This window comes from Aneurinibacillus sp. REN35 (assembly GCF_041379945.2).
GTDB lineage: Bacteria > Bacillota > Bacilli > Aneurinibacillales > Aneurinibacillaceae > Aneurinibacillus.
The window spans coordinates 184,281-199,270 of record NZ_JBFTXJ020000003.1; the positions used below are offsets into that span (position 1 = coordinate 184,281).

Genomic DNA, 14,990 nt, shown 5'->3' on the forward strand with positions numbered 1-14,990 from the left:
GAAAGGGGGGATCGCGTGAGCTACAGACAGTTGTTTACTGGTTTTTTTAGGGCTGGTATTCTCGGCTACGGCGGCGGTCCTTCTATGCTTCCCCTTATTCATGCGGAAGCTGTGAAGAAATATCGGTGGATCGATGATGAAGAATTCTCAGACATTGTGGCACTGGCTAATGCGCTGCCTGGACCGATTGCTACGAAGATGGCTGCCTACATCGGTTATAAAATCAAAGGACTTATCGGAGCGGTCGTTACAATTTTTGCTGTATCCATTCCCGTACTGATCATCATGATCGGCTTGCTGGGCTTCTTGTTTCAATTTAAAGACTCTTCGATTGTAAAAGGAATGGTAGCAGGTATCCAGCCGGTAATTGGTGTGATGATGGCGGTGCTTGCGTATGAATTTTTTGGTAAAGCGTGGAAGCAGGATAGCAAAAAAGCAAAAGCTATAGTTATTATACTTACGGTTGTTTCAACTGTATTATTGGCCTTTGTCTCGCTTTCCCCGGCTATTCTCATTGCGGCTGTGCTCGCGGTCGCGTTTGGATATGCGACACAAAAGCAGCGTAAACAGAAAAAGGCACAGACAGCTGTAGCGGCTAAAGAAAATCAAACCAGCATGGAACGGAGTGGGTAGGGCATGGTATTGTGGCAGCTGTTCTGGGCGTTTTGTGTAGCGAATATTTTAGGCTACGGCGGCGGCCCTCCTAGCATCCCGCTTATTCAGAATGAAGTGGTTAACCATTATGGATGGATGACAAATCAAGAATTTGGTGAGGCGTTTGCATTTGGTAATGCGCTGCCGAGTCCAATTGCGACAAAGCTTGGTGGATATATTGGATACCAAGTAGCCGGCATTCCTGGAGCGATAGCGGCTCTGCTTGGTACAGTTGCTCCTTCTGCTATCGCTATGATTGTACTGCTTCGCTTTTTGACTATATTCAAAACCGCACCACAAGTCAAGGCAATGACACAGGGGATTCGGCCGATTGTGGCCGTGTTGATGGGGATTCTTGCATATGAATTTTTCCGGAGTGCTGTAGCAGGCCCTGCTGGTATTTGGCATACAATATTGCTTGCAGGTGTAAGCTATGTGTTCATGGAACGAATCAAAGCTCATCCGGCACTGGTTATTACCTCCTCCTTGCTTTACGGTGCTGTATTTCTCTCCTAAACTTGTGATTTCTCTCAGCATCCAGTAAGCTTAAAGGAAAGAGAAGGAGGAATATTGTATGCAAGCTGACACCTGGGTGAAAGAAGAACTAAGTCCAATTCGTGATAAGGTATACCGCTACATTAAAGAAATGATTCTTAACGGTGAGTTGGCAGCAGGCGAAAGAATTGTAGAGCGCGAACTGGCAGATAAGCTGAATATCAGCCGTACACCGATTCGGGAAGCCTTGTTTCGTTTAGAATCACAAGGTTTTGTAAAAACGCTGCCGCGTAAAGGTGTTATCGTCTCGAAAATGTCTACCGAAGAAATTATTGAAATATTTACGATTTTATCCTCTCTTGAAAGTCTTGCGGTAAAGCTGGCTGCCACAAAGGTAGAAGAAGCGGACCGAATTCAGTTACATGGGCAGATCAAAGAGATCGAACAATTGCTGGCACGACCGGATTTAGATACAAAGCATCTGACGGATTTGCATATTGATGTGAATGAAACGATCTACAAACTAGCCAAAAGCCCCCGTCTATATGAAATGCTGCACAGCTTACTGGAGTACATTCAGGCGTTCGCCATCGTTGGACAGGAAATTCCAGGTCGGCTGCGCAAATCGCTCGAAGAGCATAAGGCAGTAGCTATGGCCGTCCGGGATGGGGAAAGTGAGCTAGCGGAGCAGCTTGCAAAAATTCATATTGCCAATTCAAAATCAGCGTACTTAGAGGCGCTAGATACGTAAAGGAAGTATCAATAAGGGAGGGTATACAATGAGCAGCAAAATCAAAGTGGAATTCTGCCAGAATAACCTAAACCGTCATGCTTCTTCACGGGACGCCGCAGCGTTCGTGAAGGAGCAGGTTTCAACCAGTATAGTAGATGTGGTGGAAATGAAATGCGGTGGAATTTGTGTTGCTTGCAAGATGAGCCCTTATGCATTGATTGACAAGAAGTATATAACAGCTTTGGATGCGGCCGAATTTTTTGCGCGGTTCAAAAAAGAGCTTGAAAAACAAACAGAGGAAGTCAAAGCTACGAGGAAGGCGATGTAGCATGCGAATTGAAAAAAAGCTCGCTGTCTATGGGATGGTGCTAACGGATAATCCTGAGGTGACAAAGTCGTATGTTACATCCACGGCAGATAAATATCATGTGTATGTCAGCGGAATTCATGTTCACTGTCCGAGTCAGCTGCTATATGAAGGGAATAAGATCGGAAAGCAACTGTCAGTAGAATGGTTGAAGGCATGTGCTCGGCGCAGTATGCTAAACCAACTTAGCATGCTAAAGCGAATTGTGGAAGATCTAGACGCAGTAGATCAGATCATGAAGATTGTATATTACATTAATGGGATAGGTACAAAAGAAGAATGGAGCGAGGTTACAAAAGAGACGACCGCTATCGTTCGCAATGCATTTGGTCAGGTGGGCAGCGACTGTGAGGTATGTATTATTGCACCAGTTCCGCTTGCACCAGGGCAGCCCGTACAAATCGATCTGCTGGCTTCCCTGCCGTCCACGATCCTTCCTAGTCGTACTCGAATATATGAAGGGATAAGAAGCGGGGTATAATGAGAGGTATTAAATGGTATACAATATACTAAAAAAGCAAGTGCCTTCTTCAGAAAAAGAAAGCGCTTGCTTTTTTATGTTATGCTTTAAATCGATTAAGTTCATGCTGAAGTTCTTGTGCCAACTGGCTAAGTGCATCGGAAGCGGCTGTGACCTCTTCAATCGAAGCGAGCTGTTCTTGTGCGGAGGCTGCAACATTTTGCGTGCCGTTAGCGATGGTGGTGGAGATCGCTACGGATTGTTCGATTGATGAAGCAACTTGGGTAGTGCTGCCCGCAATCGCTTCCGCACCGATAGATACGTTCTGTATCTCCTCTACTACACGTTCGACCAGCGTCATAATTCGTGCGAAGGCGGTACCGGCTTCATTGGCTACAGAGGCTCCGACTTCTACTTCATCGGTACCGCGTTTCATTGCCTGTACAGCCTCTGTGGTGTGCTGTTGAATGCGCGTTATTAACACTGCAATATGTTCTGTTGATTGACGTGACTGTTCTGCGAGCTTCCGCACTTCATTAGCCACCACGGCAAAGCCTCGGCCGTGTTCACCCGCGCGTGCAGCTTCAATCGCCGCGTTTAGGGCAAGAAGATTCGTCTGATCCGCAATTTGCTTGATTGTTTCGATAATGTTGCCGATTTCCTCCGAACTATTTCCTAGCGTTCGGATGACCTCTCCGGATTCTGCGACCGATTGTTGGATGCTCCGCATTTGATCAACTGTTTTCATAAGAACAGCCTGCCCTTGACGCGCTTCCGTGAGCACTTCGGCTGCTGAATTGGATACGGTTGACGTCGCTTCAGCAATCTTTTGAATGGCTTCGGTATTTTCTTTGATCGTATGCTGATTTTCCTGTATATTTTTTGCCTGTTGATCCGCTCCGCTTGCCACCTCTTGAACCGTAGAAGCTACCTGATTAGCCGCTTCTGCTGTCTGTTCTGCACTCGCATACAGTTCTTCTGAGGATGCGGCCACTTGTTCTGACATCGTGTTTGCTTTTCGAATCAGCGCGCGAATGTTGTGTTTCATTTGATTAAATGCTTCCGCCATATCACCTAATTCATCTTTGTTTTTTATGAATACATCGGACGTTAGTAAATCACCTGAGGCAATGGTGCGTGCGCTTGTTGCAATGGCACGTACCGGTGTGGAAATAACGTAGCTAATATAAAAGGCGATTAGTCCTCCAAGCACAAGGGCTATAATGCATATAATCATAACAATTGCTTCGGCCTTCTGCACGCTGCTGGTTGTAGCTTCACTACCTTGCTGGAGGGTTTGCTGCTGCGCTTGGCCGAATGTTTTGGCTTTAGCTAAGAATTGTGCTCCTATCACGCTTTCTTTTTCACGAATTAAGCGTACATACTCCTCGGTATTGTTTTGTTTCTTATAAAAAATAACTTGTTCCGCTACATTGCTGTAAGAAGCTTGAAGACGATTCAATTCGCTAAGTGCAGTTTTGTTATCTGAGGCTATCGTGATGATGGCTAGTTCTTGAGCAGCTTTTGTATACGCAGCGCGAGCAAGTTCATAGCTTTGCATACTGCTGGCATCCCCGGTCAGCAGATAGGACCTAAGAGAGGCTGATTGTTCATTGGCAAGGGCAATGAGTCTTTGGACAGTTACAACTTTCTTTACCCGATCATCAATCAGGTTAGAGTAAACGTCATTGGTTGACGAAAGTTGGTAGCTGGCTATGCCTGCAGCCATTCCCATAACGAAAAGCACGAGTATAAAACCGCTTACAAGTTTTTTCCGTATTGTCATTCGCATCTCATCTTCACCCTTTATTATGTAATATAAGCAGCAAAAAGGTTGTACGACTATTATATCATTTGGATTTAAATAACTATTCTAATTTTACTAGTAAATAAGAATCATTTACAATTAAATTATAAAAAAATGGAATGGGATACGGAAGTATCTTCATTCCAAGGAATATATCTGCTGCGTTATATCTTATTTATTATTGAGTTATATGCCCATTACAAAAGGGTCTGTATATTGCCGAAGTACTTTTACAATACTCATAGCGACAATATACCCTGTCTTTGGATTGTCTGCCGAAGGTGTATTCTGTAGCGAAAGTTCAATTTTTCCTGCGAAACCCTCGGCAATAATCTGATGTGTATTCAAGGTTAGGGTAGGATCTACATACACTTGCACATGTGTTTGCTCAAAACCAATCCCTGCTAGACTTAAGGCGGCTGATACATTAACGCTCTCAGGAAATAGAAGAGCCGATTCGCTAGCGTTTCCGCTAAAGATTAATACAGGCTCAGAGACAGAGGCTAAATCTACTTTCTGCTCCGCGATGGTTCCATACCATGCCGCTGGCGGCTTTCGGGTAATAAGTTCTACCTTATCTACCCCCTCAAGTATCATTGCGCGAATTCGGTCCAATCCCCCGATAGCAGCTGAAGGAACGAGCAGTTGTGTTCCATGCTGCGCTGCGGCTGTCTTCAATTGTGTTAATAAAGCAGGGTCTGCTAGCGCTCCGACACTGGCGACAATAAGGGAGGCGCGCTCTAGTGCTCGCGCTCCATATGCAGCCACCGCATGATGCCCAGCTGTTTCTATAATGATATCTATATCTTGAGCAAAGAAAGTATCTTCATCAGATGTAATGAGACAGGGGGGAGGGAGCTGGTAGTCTCGTGCTTCATCACGAACGAGTGCAGCTTTTAGCTCGATTTGTTCTGCATAGCGTCCTGTGCTATAGACAGCGACAGCATGGCCAATTGTGCCAAGTCCAATAATCCCTATTTTAATGCGTTTCATATGCTCACCTTCTTATTTGTATTTTGTATACCAAAAAGTATATAGGAAAAGAAACATATAAACTAGAATGAAAATGAAAATAGTAAAAAATAATAAATTTTTAGTATATTGTATACCAAAAAGCAGGAGGGTATGATATAGTATGAATAATTAGAAAAAGAAGGGCAGGGAGCAAAATGAAAACGATTGATTTTAAAACAAGCGGTAAAATGATAGAAGTACCGAAAGAATCCAATTTGCTGCGAATGTCCATTCGTTATGAAGGCGGCATTCCGTATAAATGCGGAGGCGGCATTTGCGGTACCTGCGTAGTTAAAGTAGAAAGCGGCCTTGAAAATTTAAGCAAGGTGAGTAAAAAGGAAACGGAAAAATTAGGTGAAGAGCTAATTGATCAAGGCTATCGCTTGGCCTGCCAGACATTTGTCGATGGCGATATAGAGTTAAACTGGGACGACAATCCAATTCGTCCAAAACGCAAAGCCGCCGCAAAATAAACTGTAATTCGACAACCTCTCCCCCTGTACAGAACGCATAAAAAAAGGGAAAATAATAGCAAACAAAACACAGGGGGATGCGGCACGGTGGGAAATCACACGGGAATGGTTCAATGGAGCAGGTACTTTTTGATTCTCGTCACTGGGCTTGTTATCATACGTATTTTCTTTTTCGCGCCCTATGTCGTAGAAGGGGTTTCGATGTATCCAACCCTTGCAAACCATGAGCGCATTGTAGTAAACAAGTGGGTCTATTATATGAGAAATCCGAATTATGGCGATGTTATTGTACTTCATGCCAATGATACGGAAGATTATATTAAACGGATTATTGGCGTTGAGGGAGATGAATTGGAACTTTTTAACGGCGTACTTTATCGTAACGGCAAGATCGTGGAAGAGCCATATATTAATGAGATTACCGTGGGCAATTTCAGCAAGGTGAAAGTACCGCCTGATTCCTATTTTGTCATGGGGGATAATCGGAACCGGAGTATGGATAGCCGAGAGATTGGCTTTATTTCCAAAAACAGTGTAGTGGGGCGGGCTGAATTTATATTTTATCCGTTTGAGTCCGCCCAGCGGATAAAATAGTACACAGGATATAGAAAAGGAGGATCAGTTTCGATCCTCCTTTTTGCTATTGAAATTATACTTCTGCATATAGATTTTTTTTCATTTGCGTCCACTTTACTTTGAAAATAAGTTTGCTTTTGGCACCATAGCCCATCATCCAAAACCCGTATGTTTCATACATGAAACTGGAGAAATGCATTTTTTGCCAGAACAACAGATTCTCCGGTGCGCTCTCAAGGATGATTACCCAATGATTTTCTTTTGCATATTCTTTCATAATGGTTACCAGATCCGCTCCGATATTTTTGCCGCGCAGTTTATGGGGAACACGAATCATACCGAGAAACATTGCTTCATTTTTGTAGTCAAAGAACAAATCGAGCATTACATTGGCAGGCGTCATACCGGCATCGCGCATTTCTTCATCGGTATGGTATAGAAAATGGTCCTCGCCTTTTTTTTCTAAACGATATGGAATATTATGCGTTTCAAAAACGCGTTCGAAGTCTCGAAAAATGTTCATTGTACTTCCTTTCCATCCATAGTTTTGCGGCATATCTGGCTGTGAATATGGATTCCTTGAAAATGATTCCTCACTCAATATACATGGATTTTCCTTATGCCGCAAATGCTGTTTTTAAATAATTTGTGAACAAAAAGCACATAAGAACAAAGGGAACGCTTACATGAGCAACGGGTGGTATTTTCGTGCTTTTTACATTGGGAACGAGTACAATGGAAAAAAGAAAACATCGATGTGGAGGATCAAAAATGTACAAAGTGGTAGTGACTAACGACGATGGTATTCACGCATTAGGCATTCATAAGCTCGTTCAATCGCTTGAGGGACTAGCAGAGATCATTGTTGTAGCTCCAGACACGGAACGAAGTGCAGAAGGACATCGTATTACAGTACGCGAAGGACTGACAGTTAAGCAGGTTGATTTTCATGGAATGGATCATGTGCAGGCATGGGCTGTGAACGGTACACCTGCCGACTGTGTAAAGATGGCGATTAATGTTATCCTGCAAGAACGCCCAGACCTTGTGATCTCTGGGATTAATGCCGGGTTGAATCTGGGTAAAGATATTTATTATTCAGGAACTGTAAGCGCAGCACGTGAAGCGGTAATTTATGAAGTGCCGGCCATTGCAGTTTCTTATGAAAACCATTTCCATAAGGAGGATTTTGGTGAAGTAGAAAAGCTGGTACGTCCTATATGGAAAGAGATCAAGATTCATGACATTCCTGTTGACGTTCTTATCAATATTAATATTCCACATATCAAGCAGTCTGAATTAAAGGGAGTCGTTGTTACAGGTCTTGATATTCATCACTATCGGGACCGTATTGATGAGAAGCCGGGAATATCCGGTATACAGGAATACTGGCTTGAGCGGGATTATGGTGAGCTGAAGAAGATTAATAATAATGATTACCATATGGTTCGTAATGGCTATATTACAATGACGCCTGTTCATATTGATTCTACGGATTATGCATTTCTTAAGAAGATGGAGCAGTGGAATGTCATTAAGAAGAATGCATCTGAAAAAGAATAAAATGAGGTGTTTGACTTAATGGAGGCATGGAGACAAATAAAGCCTGCGGAAGGAATAACAACTACAAACATCGCTCTAGGAGCAGAGACGATGGGCGAGACGTTAAACCGTCTCGCCTTTCAAGATATATACCGAAGAGTTGGAGAGGACGGGATTATGTATTTTCCCCGTGCGACAGCTGATGGTGATGTAGAGATATGCATCGTGTATCAAGATATTGATAGCTTCGGAGAGCAAGCAGAAGCTTCGGTTTACTTAGACTTCTCTAAACACCAGCATAATTGGATTGCCGTCCTATGGGTGGTAGATGATCCGGAAGATCCGCTTGGTTATCCGCTATCGTTTCAGACGACGGTAGAGACGGATCGTTATTTGGCTGTACGCTTTTTGGAACAACCGCGTATTTGGGTTCACTATCTTGCAGAGGCGGAAGAGGGCATTATGCATTTGTATTCAGAGGCAATTGCTTTTGATAACGGTGAGCAAGTGGAACGTGCGGGAGAGATGCTGTTGGCTGCCTACCGCTATGACCCTTCTGTAGAGGAAGCAGAAGACCTGCCTGAGCAGGTAATGAGGGGTGATGCTCTATCCTATGCATGCCTGAAGGAGAATGGTCTGTCTTTTTATTTTGACTATCGGCTTATGGAGAATCGGTTTGGTGAAGAGGGGGCAAGAGAGCAGGTGATGGGGGCGATTTATCGCTCTTTATGGATGATGCGCCGTCATCCGAATGCACAGGCGCGCGATGCGGAACTTCTGTTGTGGATTGGAGAGAAGAGGGGACGAAATCGTGCAGATGAAGAGACGCATCTGCTTGTCGTAACTATGACGCCGCAATTGCTTGATGTGTACCAAATTGTGCATATGAGCGAACTTGAAGCCAATCCGCTTGCAACGATGCTGATGGCGTTAACGGAATATCAGTACCTTGAAGAAGAACATCCGATTGAACAAGGATACATTCCCATTATTAAATACGAATATGGAACGCTTGTGCACATAGAGTGGGAAGAGGAATCCATCTCACGCTTGCATGAAGCGTATCTTGACGCACATCCCGGCCAGGTGTTTAGTCCATACAGGAAGCCGATATAGCGAGCGCCCAAACCATCACGTTAGACTGTCTGGTTTACGGAATTTGTGGTAAGATAATAAAAGAAGGCGAAAGGGAGTGAAACCGATGGGAAGTTCTATCGTATAGGAGAAGTAGCGGCGCAAGCGCAAGTAAGCAAGCGTACGATTGACTATTATACTCATCTGGGGCTTTTGTGTGCGCGGCGTTCCGAAGCGAACTATCGTCTTTATCCAGAAGATACGTTAGAGCGCTTGAAGTTGATTGAATGCTGGAAGCGTCAGAAGCTTACGCTCGAAGAAATTAAGGAGCGGATCGGCCAATGGCAGCTAGGTGCCGGCGATCACACGGCGGTGGAAGTGGTTCAGCATGTTCAAGAGCTTCAAGATGATATGCGCAGGTTAGAGGAGCAAGTGCAGGAATTGACGCTGCGTTTAAAGACAATGGATGAGAAGCAGGCCAGGCTTATTGCACGCCAGCTTTCACTGCAAGGCAGTTCTCTTCTTCATACCCTTATGCTTTTGCTTGGAGATGCGCCGTTTTAATCACATAAATTATGCAGACACTAATGTAACTTGCGGACAGCATATACTAAGGAGGTCATGAAGCCAAGATGTTTTTTACATGGATAACGCCCTTGATTTTTTTAGCTTTTGGTCTAACCATTTGGGCACAATTCAAGGTGAAGGGGAATTTTAACAAATTTTCCGAGGTGCCTGCGCAGTCGGGAATGAGCGGGGCAGAAGTGGCACGGCGCATTCTTGATGATAACGGGCTGCACCAGGTGCCGATTGAGCCGGTTCCAGGTAAGTTAACCGATCACTATGATCCGGTTTCTAAAGTGGTACGCTTATCTGAACCTGTATATTATGGAAATTCGATTTCATCTATTTCCGTGGCTGCGCATGAAGTCGGACACGCGATTCAACATAAAGAAGGCTACAGTATGCTGGTTTTGCGCCATCGCATGTTCCCGGCTGTCAATCTTACTTCGGGTATTGCGCCGTTCCTTTTAATAGCGGGCATCCTTTTTAAGATGACGAACCTGCTTTTGGTAGGCATTGTGTTCTTCGCTGTGGCGGTGGCATTCCAACTTGTTACATTGCCTGTTGAATTTAATGCAAGTTCACGTGCGAAGCGGTTGATGCTGGCAGAAGGTATGGTTGCAAGTACGGAAAAGCGCGGTGTAGACAAAGTATTAGGGGCTGCGGCTCTTACGTATGTAGCTTCTACGCTGGTAGCTGCTTTACAGCTGCTTGAGTATATTTGGATTTTTACATCAAGCAATGAAGATTAATATAGGTGGTAAGGGCTGCGTGCAATGCTCGCAGCCCGTTTATGAATAGCCTATTATGTGGTATAACTAATCTATATGAATAGATGTGCGAGTTTTCTATTTTTTGATGTGACAAAGGAGGTGTATCTGTCATTCTTATGAGTGACAGAAACTAGTTGAGTACTGACCCACTGTCTGCCTTACTTTATCTTACAGCTGTCTTTTTTCTGGTCTTATTAAATGGCTTTTTTGTGGCAGCGGAATTTGCAATTGTGAAAGTGCGGAGTACAAGAATTAACCAGCTTGTAATGGAAGGGAACAAGCGTGCCAACCTGGCCAAGAATTTAACGGACAATCTGGATGCATACTTATCAGCAACACAGCTTGGCATTACACTTGCGTCCCTTGGTCTTGGATGGATCGGGGAGCCGGCGATTGCCGAGCTGCTCGGACCGCTGATGTATGCATTGCATGTACCAGAGACGCTTACTCATACCCTATCGTTCATTATCGCTTTTTCAATCATTACGTTTCTTCATATCGTACTCGGGGAATTGGCTCCGAAATCGATGGCGATTCAAAAGGCGGAGGGAACTGCGTTATGGACGGCAGGGCCGTTAATTTTCTTCTATAAGGTTATGTACCCGTTCATTTGGGTATTAAACCGCGCCGCATTTTTCTTCCTGCGCTTTATCGGAATTCAACCCACAACGGATCACGATTCGGCACATACAGAGGAAGAAATTCGAATTTTGATGCAGCAGAGCCATAAGAGCGGACTGATTGACCAGACTGAATTAACGCTGGTGGATAATGTGTTTGAATTCGCGGAGCGCAATGCCCGCGAAATTATGATTCCACGTACGGATATGGTGTGTGTATTCGAGGATGCTCCGTTTGAAGAAACGTTTAACATCGTGATGGAGGAGATGCACACCCGCTATCCGGTAGCAGCAGGGGATAAGGACAATATTATCGGATTTGTTCATATCAAAGATATTTACCGGTTGTATATGGGCGAGAGTCAAAATGATTTGAATTCTATTATCCGACCTGTAGAGCGTGTACCTGAATCAATTCATATTAGCGATTTGCTCAAACAAATGCAGCGGAATCGATCCCAGATGTCCATAGTTATCGATGAATATGGCGGGACAGCGGGACTTGTAACGGTTGAAGATATTTTAGAGGAGATCGTTGGTGAAATCCAGGATGAATTCGATGAAGAGCGTCCGCATATTGAGCAGAAGGCTGAAACTTCGTATTCAGTGGATGGGCGTCTCTTGATTGAAGATGTGAATGATCGCTTTGGTTTAGATATTAATTCTGATGACTACGATACGATCGGCGGATGGGTATTCTCCCAGGTTGAATTCCCGCCACAGGTAGGTCAGGTCGTATATGCAAATGGATACGAATTCAAAGTCATTGAAGTTGACCATTTGCGTATCGTGCGTCTGATGCTGCGTAAGCTGGACAAAACAGAGCTTGAGAATGTGGCGGAGAATGCGGAAAAAAGCGGAGAAGAGATCTATGTAAGTGAAGTGAAGGAATAAGGAAGGGCCGCTTATAAAAGCGGCCTTTTTTCTGTAAAGATAGATTTAACTGTGCTGCTCTGCCTTTTTTCCGGACTGCTTTTTTGAGAAGCGGAAGAAGAACCAAGAGAATCCCTTTTTCTTTTTTTCTTCTTGTTTTTGCATGGCACCGATCATTTGAATCTCAAAATTCATTTTGCGCATCTCAAGCCGCAGGTTCTCCTGCCTTTTTTCCATTTCCTCCATTTTTCTAAGGATTTCTTTATAATATTGTGTAAGCATTAAATCTTCCGGAAGTGCTTGCTGCTGGTTTGCGGCCGCTGCTTCCGATGCGTGTCCTAGCTCATGTACGATTTCAAATAGCTGTTGGCTTATGTGTCGTTCCATCTCGTTCATTCGTTCGTATAAGTAATAAGTGGTGTTGGATTCGGATTTTGGAGGAGCATCGTCCACCGATAGATCATAATCAATGTCAAGCTCCTTTTTTTCGGGGAGTATTTTTTCAAGTAGGAGCAGATCTTCTACTTCCTTGAGCGTCTGCACACCTGAGTCTTTAACCCGCTTGATTTCGATGAGTAGATTAAATGCTTGCTCGCTTAAGAGGAAGTGTCCTTGGCTATTTTTTTGCAGCACCATATAAGGACTAAATGTATCGATCCAATTACGGACAGTCCGTACACTTACATCGAGCTTGCCGGCCACATCTTTTGACGCCATCCATGTGCTATTGCTTTGCATTATATTCATCCTCCTCATCCTCACGTCCTTTACGTAAAGAATACGGCATAAATGAAAAAGTTCCTACCCACTCGACAAAGGTTATCAAAAGAAGTGTCGTTTCGCTTTTTTCGACAAAAAAGCATAAAAAATATAGAGTCAGATATACTATGGATACTTTGACAGGAAGGATGGGAGACGTATGGCTTTCATGCGAGGCAAACAGCAAGTGGAAGAGGTTCCGCTGTTCGAAGTAAATATATGGCGATGCGAAAATGAGGGATGTAAGGGATGGATGCGGCAGGATTATTCCTTTGCGATGCAGCCTGCCTGTCCGTTTTGCCAATCGGGTATGGTTGAGGAGATGCGCATGCTACCGCAGCTATCCCATTATATCGGTTCATAATGATGATCAATACTTACAAGGGCTTCTGTATATGCAGAAGCCCTTTTTCAATGGCATACTGCACCAATTCTGCACGTGAAGATAGGGCGAGTTTCTTCATCAGGCTTGCCTTATGATTTTCCACCGTTTTTACACTGATGAATAATCGATCCGATATTTCTTTATTCGTATAACCCATAGCGGTAAGACGGAGCACTTCTTCTTCGCGTGCTGTCAGCGGCGTTCTTCTTTCTTCTTCTTTAAGTTCATACAGTAAACGGCTAATGGTATGTTCACCAAAGCTTCTATCATAATATTGTTTGCCCTCTGCAAGAGAGCGTACAGCCGCAAGAAGCTGATTCGTATCTGTTTGCTTTAGTACAAGACCGCGCACGCCAAGCCGCAAAGCCTCTTTCACATATACTTCATCGTCATGCATCGTAAGAATAAGCACCGGTATGTCAGGAAAGGAGAGGTGGATTTCCTGTAAGGTAGTAAACCCGTCCATCCCCTTAGGCATCGATAGATCGGTAATCACTACATCAGGGCGGATGGTATGCAGGAGCTGTAGTCCTTCTGTACCTTCGGCTGCTTCTCCTATAACGAGCATATCCGGCTGGTTGTTTAAGAATAAAGTAAGTCCTGAACGAACAATAACATGGTCTTCAATTAATAAAATCGTAACTTTTTTCACCGGTGTGCTCCCCTCTTTCCGCATATGGTATGGTAACCTGAACGGTTGTTCCGCTTTGTGGAGCGGTATGGATGTCTACGCGTCCTTCAAGCAGGCGGGCTCGTTCTGCTATATGTCTTAAGCCAAGCCCTTCGCTTTGTTTGTGGACGTGAGAGAGGTCAAATCCGATCCCGTCATCGCACACAGTGAGTCGCAGATCATCTGTCGCATTCATCTGTTCGAGATAGATCGAAACTGTCGCAGCTCCTGCATGCTTTGCTGCGTTGGAGAGAGTTTCTTGTAGTATGCGATATATGTTTAATTCTGTAGAAGAAGATAAGTGCAATTCGGCAGGCAGATGATAATGAATGGTGACAGTTAGCGGGAAATGCATTTCTACCTGACGAGCTAGAGATAGCAAAGCGGCCTTGAGTCCGAGAATATCGAGTGCAGGCGGTCTAAGTGCTACAGATAGGCGCTTCACCTCTTTCATTGTTGTCTGAAGCGTAGCGGTAATGTTATCAAGAAGATCCACCTTATGTTCCCCTATGTCCTGACGTAGAAGCCCAAGCGCCATGGAGATACTATATAATGATTGACCGATGCCGTCATGCAGCTCTTGAGCCAATCGCTTGCGTTCTGCCTCCTGTGCCTCGATTGTTTGACGGGCCATTAATTTGGCCATTTGCAGCTCTTCTTCTTTTCTCTTCTGTGAGAGGTCGCGCAGCATGAGTACGATCTGTCTATCGGTATCGTTTTCTGAAGGCAGATGCGCGGTGCTGAATGAAACAGGAATGGTTTCTCCCTGTAACGTGGGCATGTCCGATTCAAAGTAGGTTGGTGCGTTCTTGCCCGTCATGAGACAGCGTTCTTCACCGGGGACAAGCTTTCGTTTCTGGCAGTATACGCAATACGGCACTGTCTGCCCGATTGTCCATCCGGTCATCTTGGAAGCAGCCGGATTCATCTCCAATATCTTGCGTTTAGCATCCATGATTAGTACGCCATCCGTTAGCGTCTGGAATAGCGTATGCTCTAGCATGATCATTCCTCATTTCTTCTTAGCTTTGAGTCCACTGTACCATAAAAAGTGAACCTTTCATGAAATTATTCCTAAATTTTTCTGTGTTTTTTGCTATTGTCATATTGCTAGAATTAGGAAATAAGTTATATAGTTAAAAGGTCAGAAT

Annotated in this window: 19 protein-coding genes; 13 read left to right on the top strand and 6 right to left on the bottom strand. The window is 44.3% G+C overall.

All coding sequences use genetic code 11. The features are described 5' to 3' along the window. Positions 1 to 15: 15 nt before the first annotated feature. From AB3351_RS07300 to AB3351_RS07320, 5 genes are read left to right on the top strand one after another with little or no spacing between them, the layout of a single operon-like run. The gene (locus tag AB3351_RS07300) at positions 16 to 633 is read left to right on the top strand and encodes a chromate transporter (protein WP_371146469.1); all 618 of its coding nucleotides are present in this window, start codon (positions 16 to 18) and stop codon (positions 631 to 633) included. A gap of 3 nt (positions 634 to 636) precedes the next feature. Beyond that, positions 637 to 1,170, top strand: coding sequence for a chromate transporter (locus tag AB3351_RS07305; RefSeq protein ID WP_371146470.1), 534 nt, complete (start codon positions 637 to 639; stop codon positions 1,168 to 1,170). 58 nt (positions 1,171 to 1,228) lie between these two features. Then, positions 1,229 to 1,900: a GntR family transcriptional regulator gene (locus AB3351_RS07310; protein ID WP_371146471.1), complete on the top strand. Its 672-nt coding sequence runs from the start codon at positions 1,229 to 1,231 to the stop codon at positions 1,898 to 1,900. A 28-nt stretch (positions 1,901 to 1,928) separates the two neighbouring features. Beyond that, entirely contained in the window at positions 1,929 to 2,210 is a 282-nt protein-coding gene (locus AB3351_RS07315) for a DUF1450 domain-containing protein (RefSeq protein ID WP_371146472.1), read from the top strand. A gap of 1 nt (position 2,211) precedes the next feature. Continuing rightward, positions 2,212 to 2,730, top strand: a complete 519-nt coding sequence (locus AB3351_RS07320; RefSeq protein ID WP_371146473.1) for a hypothetical protein — start codon at positions 2,212 to 2,214, stop codon at positions 2,728 to 2,730. 79 nt (positions 2,731 to 2,809) lie between these two features. Here the strand turns inward: AB3351_RS07320 and AB3351_RS07325 are convergent, their stop codons facing one another. Together AB3351_RS07325 and AB3351_RS07330 are read right to left on the bottom strand one after the other, a co-directional pair. After that, positions 2,810 to 4,501: a methyl-accepting chemotaxis protein gene (locus tag AB3351_RS07325; RefSeq protein WP_371146474.1), complete on the bottom strand. Its 1,692-nt coding sequence runs from the start codon at positions 4,499 to 4,501 to the stop codon at positions 2,810 to 2,812. Positions 4,502 to 4,702: 201 nt separating this feature from the next. Further along, a complete protein-coding gene (locus AB3351_RS07330) occupies positions 4,703 to 5,509 on the bottom strand; it encodes an aspartate dehydrogenase (protein WP_371146475.1) in 807 nt (268 codons plus the stop codon). Positions 5,510 to 5,685: 176 nt separating this feature from the next. On the opposite strand from AB3351_RS07330, the gene AB3351_RS07335 reads away from it, so the two are divergent. Both AB3351_RS07335 and lepB read left to right on the top strand, forming a co-directional pair. Then, entirely contained in the window at positions 5,686 to 6,003 is a 318-nt protein-coding gene (locus tag AB3351_RS07335; protein ID WP_371146476.1) for a 2Fe-2S iron-sulfur cluster-binding protein, read from the top strand. An 87-nt stretch (positions 6,004 to 6,090) separates the two neighbouring features. Continuing rightward, positions 6,091 to 6,597: a signal peptidase I gene (gene lepB / locus AB3351_RS07340; protein WP_371146477.1), complete on the top strand. Its 507-nt coding sequence runs from the start codon at positions 6,091 to 6,093 to the stop codon at positions 6,595 to 6,597. Between the two features lie 55 nt (positions 6,598 to 6,652). Here the strand turns inward: lepB and AB3351_RS07345 are convergent, their stop codons facing one another. Continuing rightward, the gene (locus AB3351_RS07345) at positions 6,653 to 7,102 is read right to left on the bottom strand and encodes a hypothetical protein (protein ID WP_371146478.1); all 450 of its coding nucleotides are present in this window, start codon (positions 7,100 to 7,102) and stop codon (positions 6,653 to 6,655) included. Positions 7,103 to 7,350: 248 nt separating this feature from the next. On the opposite strand from AB3351_RS07345, the gene surE reads away from it, so the two are divergent. The 5 genes from surE to AB3351_RS07370 all read left to right on the top strand — a co-directional run bounded on the left by surE (position 7,351) and on the right by AB3351_RS07370 (position 12,046). Then, positions 7,351 to 8,142, top strand: coding sequence for a 5'/3'-nucleotidase SurE (gene surE, locus AB3351_RS07350; RefSeq protein ID WP_371146479.1), 792 nt, complete (start codon positions 7,351 to 7,353; stop codon positions 8,140 to 8,142). An 18-nt stretch (positions 8,143 to 8,160) separates the two neighbouring features. Next, on the top strand, positions 8,161 to 9,237 hold the full coding sequence (locus AB3351_RS07355) for a hypothetical protein (protein WP_371146480.1): 1,077 nt from the start codon (positions 8,161 to 8,163) through the stop codon (positions 9,235 to 9,237). A gap of 102 nt (positions 9,238 to 9,339) precedes the next feature. Then, positions 9,340 to 9,759, top strand: coding sequence for a MerR family transcriptional regulator (locus AB3351_RS07360; RefSeq protein ID WP_371146837.1), 420 nt, complete (start codon positions 9,340 to 9,342; stop codon positions 9,757 to 9,759). A gap of 68 nt (positions 9,760 to 9,827) precedes the next feature. Next, a complete protein-coding gene (locus AB3351_RS07365) occupies positions 9,828 to 10,511 on the top strand; it encodes a zinc metallopeptidase (RefSeq protein ID WP_371146481.1) in 684 nt (227 codons plus the stop codon). Positions 10,512 to 10,666: 155 nt separating this feature from the next. Then, on the top strand, positions 10,667 to 12,046 hold the full coding sequence (locus AB3351_RS07370; protein ID WP_371146482.1) for a hemolysin family protein: 1,380 nt from the start codon (positions 10,667 to 10,669) through the stop codon (positions 12,044 to 12,046). A gap of 45 nt (positions 12,047 to 12,091) precedes the next feature. On the opposite strand, the gene AB3351_RS07375 is transcribed toward AB3351_RS07370, so the two are convergent. Further along, complete coding sequence (locus AB3351_RS07375) at positions 12,092 to 12,763, bottom strand: hypothetical protein (RefSeq protein WP_371146483.1); 672 nt, start codon at positions 12,761 to 12,763, stop codon at positions 12,092 to 12,094. A gap of 181 nt (positions 12,764 to 12,944) precedes the next feature. On the opposite strand from AB3351_RS07375, the gene AB3351_RS07380 reads away from it, so the two are divergent. Next, positions 12,945 to 13,148 (top strand): cold-shock protein, encoded by a 204-nt coding sequence (locus AB3351_RS07380; RefSeq protein WP_371146484.1) that lies wholly within the window; start codon positions 12,945 to 12,947, stop codon positions 13,146 to 13,148. A gap of 13 nt (positions 13,149 to 13,161) precedes the next feature. Here the strand turns inward: AB3351_RS07380 and AB3351_RS07385 are convergent, their stop codons facing one another. Beyond that, positions 13,162 to 13,821, bottom strand: coding sequence for a response regulator (locus AB3351_RS07385; protein WP_371146485.1), 660 nt, complete (start codon positions 13,819 to 13,821; stop codon positions 13,162 to 13,164). Further along, the gene (locus tag AB3351_RS07390) at positions 13,793 to 14,842 is read right to left on the bottom strand and encodes a PAS domain-containing sensor histidine kinase (RefSeq protein WP_371146486.1); all 1,050 of its coding nucleotides are present in this window, start codon (positions 14,840 to 14,842) and stop codon (positions 13,793 to 13,795) included. The genes AB3351_RS07385 and AB3351_RS07390 overlap by 29 nt, the downstream gene beginning before the upstream one ends. Positions 14,843 to 14,990 lie beyond the last annotated feature (148 nt).

Coding starts and splice junctions, on each gene's coding strand:
- AB3351_RS07305 (WP_371146470.1), top strand. CDS start 637: ATGGTATTGTGGCAGCTGTTCTGGGCGTTTTGTGTAGCGAATATTTTA.
- AB3351_RS07310 (WP_371146471.1), top strand. CDS start 1,229: ATGCAAGCTGACACCTGGGTGAAAGAAGAACTAAGTCCAATTCGTGAT.
- AB3351_RS07315 (WP_371146472.1), top strand. CDS start 1,929: ATGAGCAGCAAAATCAAAGTGGAATTCTGCCAGAATAACCTAAACCGT.
- AB3351_RS07320 (WP_371146473.1), top strand. CDS start 2,212: ATGCGAATTGAAAAAAAGCTCGCTGTCTATGGGATGGTGCTAACGGAT.
- AB3351_RS07325 (WP_371146474.1), bottom strand. CDS start 4,501: ATGCGAATGACAATACGGAAAAAACTTGTAAGCGGTTTTATACTCGTG.
- AB3351_RS07330 (WP_371146475.1), bottom strand. CDS start 5,509: ATGAAACGCATTAAAATAGGGATTATTGGACTTGGCACAATTGGCCAT.
- AB3351_RS07335 (WP_371146476.1), top strand. CDS start 5,686: ATGAAAACGATTGATTTTAAAACAAGCGGTAAAATGATAGAAGTACCG.
- AB3351_RS07345 (WP_371146478.1), bottom strand. CDS start 7,102: ATGAACATTTTTCGAGACTTCGAACGCGTTTTTGAAACGCATAATATT.
- surE (WP_371146479.1), top strand. CDS start 7,351: ATGTACAAAGTGGTAGTGACTAACGACGATGGTATTCACGCATTAGGC.
- AB3351_RS07355 (WP_371146480.1), top strand. CDS start 8,161: ATGGAGGCATGGAGACAAATAAAGCCTGCGGAAGGAATAACAACTACA.
- AB3351_RS07365 (WP_371146481.1), top strand. CDS start 9,828: ATGTTTTTTACATGGATAACGCCCTTGATTTTTTTAGCTTTTGGTCTA.
- AB3351_RS07375 (WP_371146483.1), bottom strand. CDS start 12,763: ATGCAAAGCAATAGCACATGGATGGCGTCAAAAGATGTGGCCGGCAAG.
- AB3351_RS07380 (WP_371146484.1), top strand. CDS start 12,945: ATGGCTTTCATGCGAGGCAAACAGCAAGTGGAAGAGGTTCCGCTGTTC.
- AB3351_RS07390 (WP_371146486.1), bottom strand. CDS start 14,842: ATGCTAGAGCATACGCTATTCCAGACGCTAACGGATGGCGTACTAATC.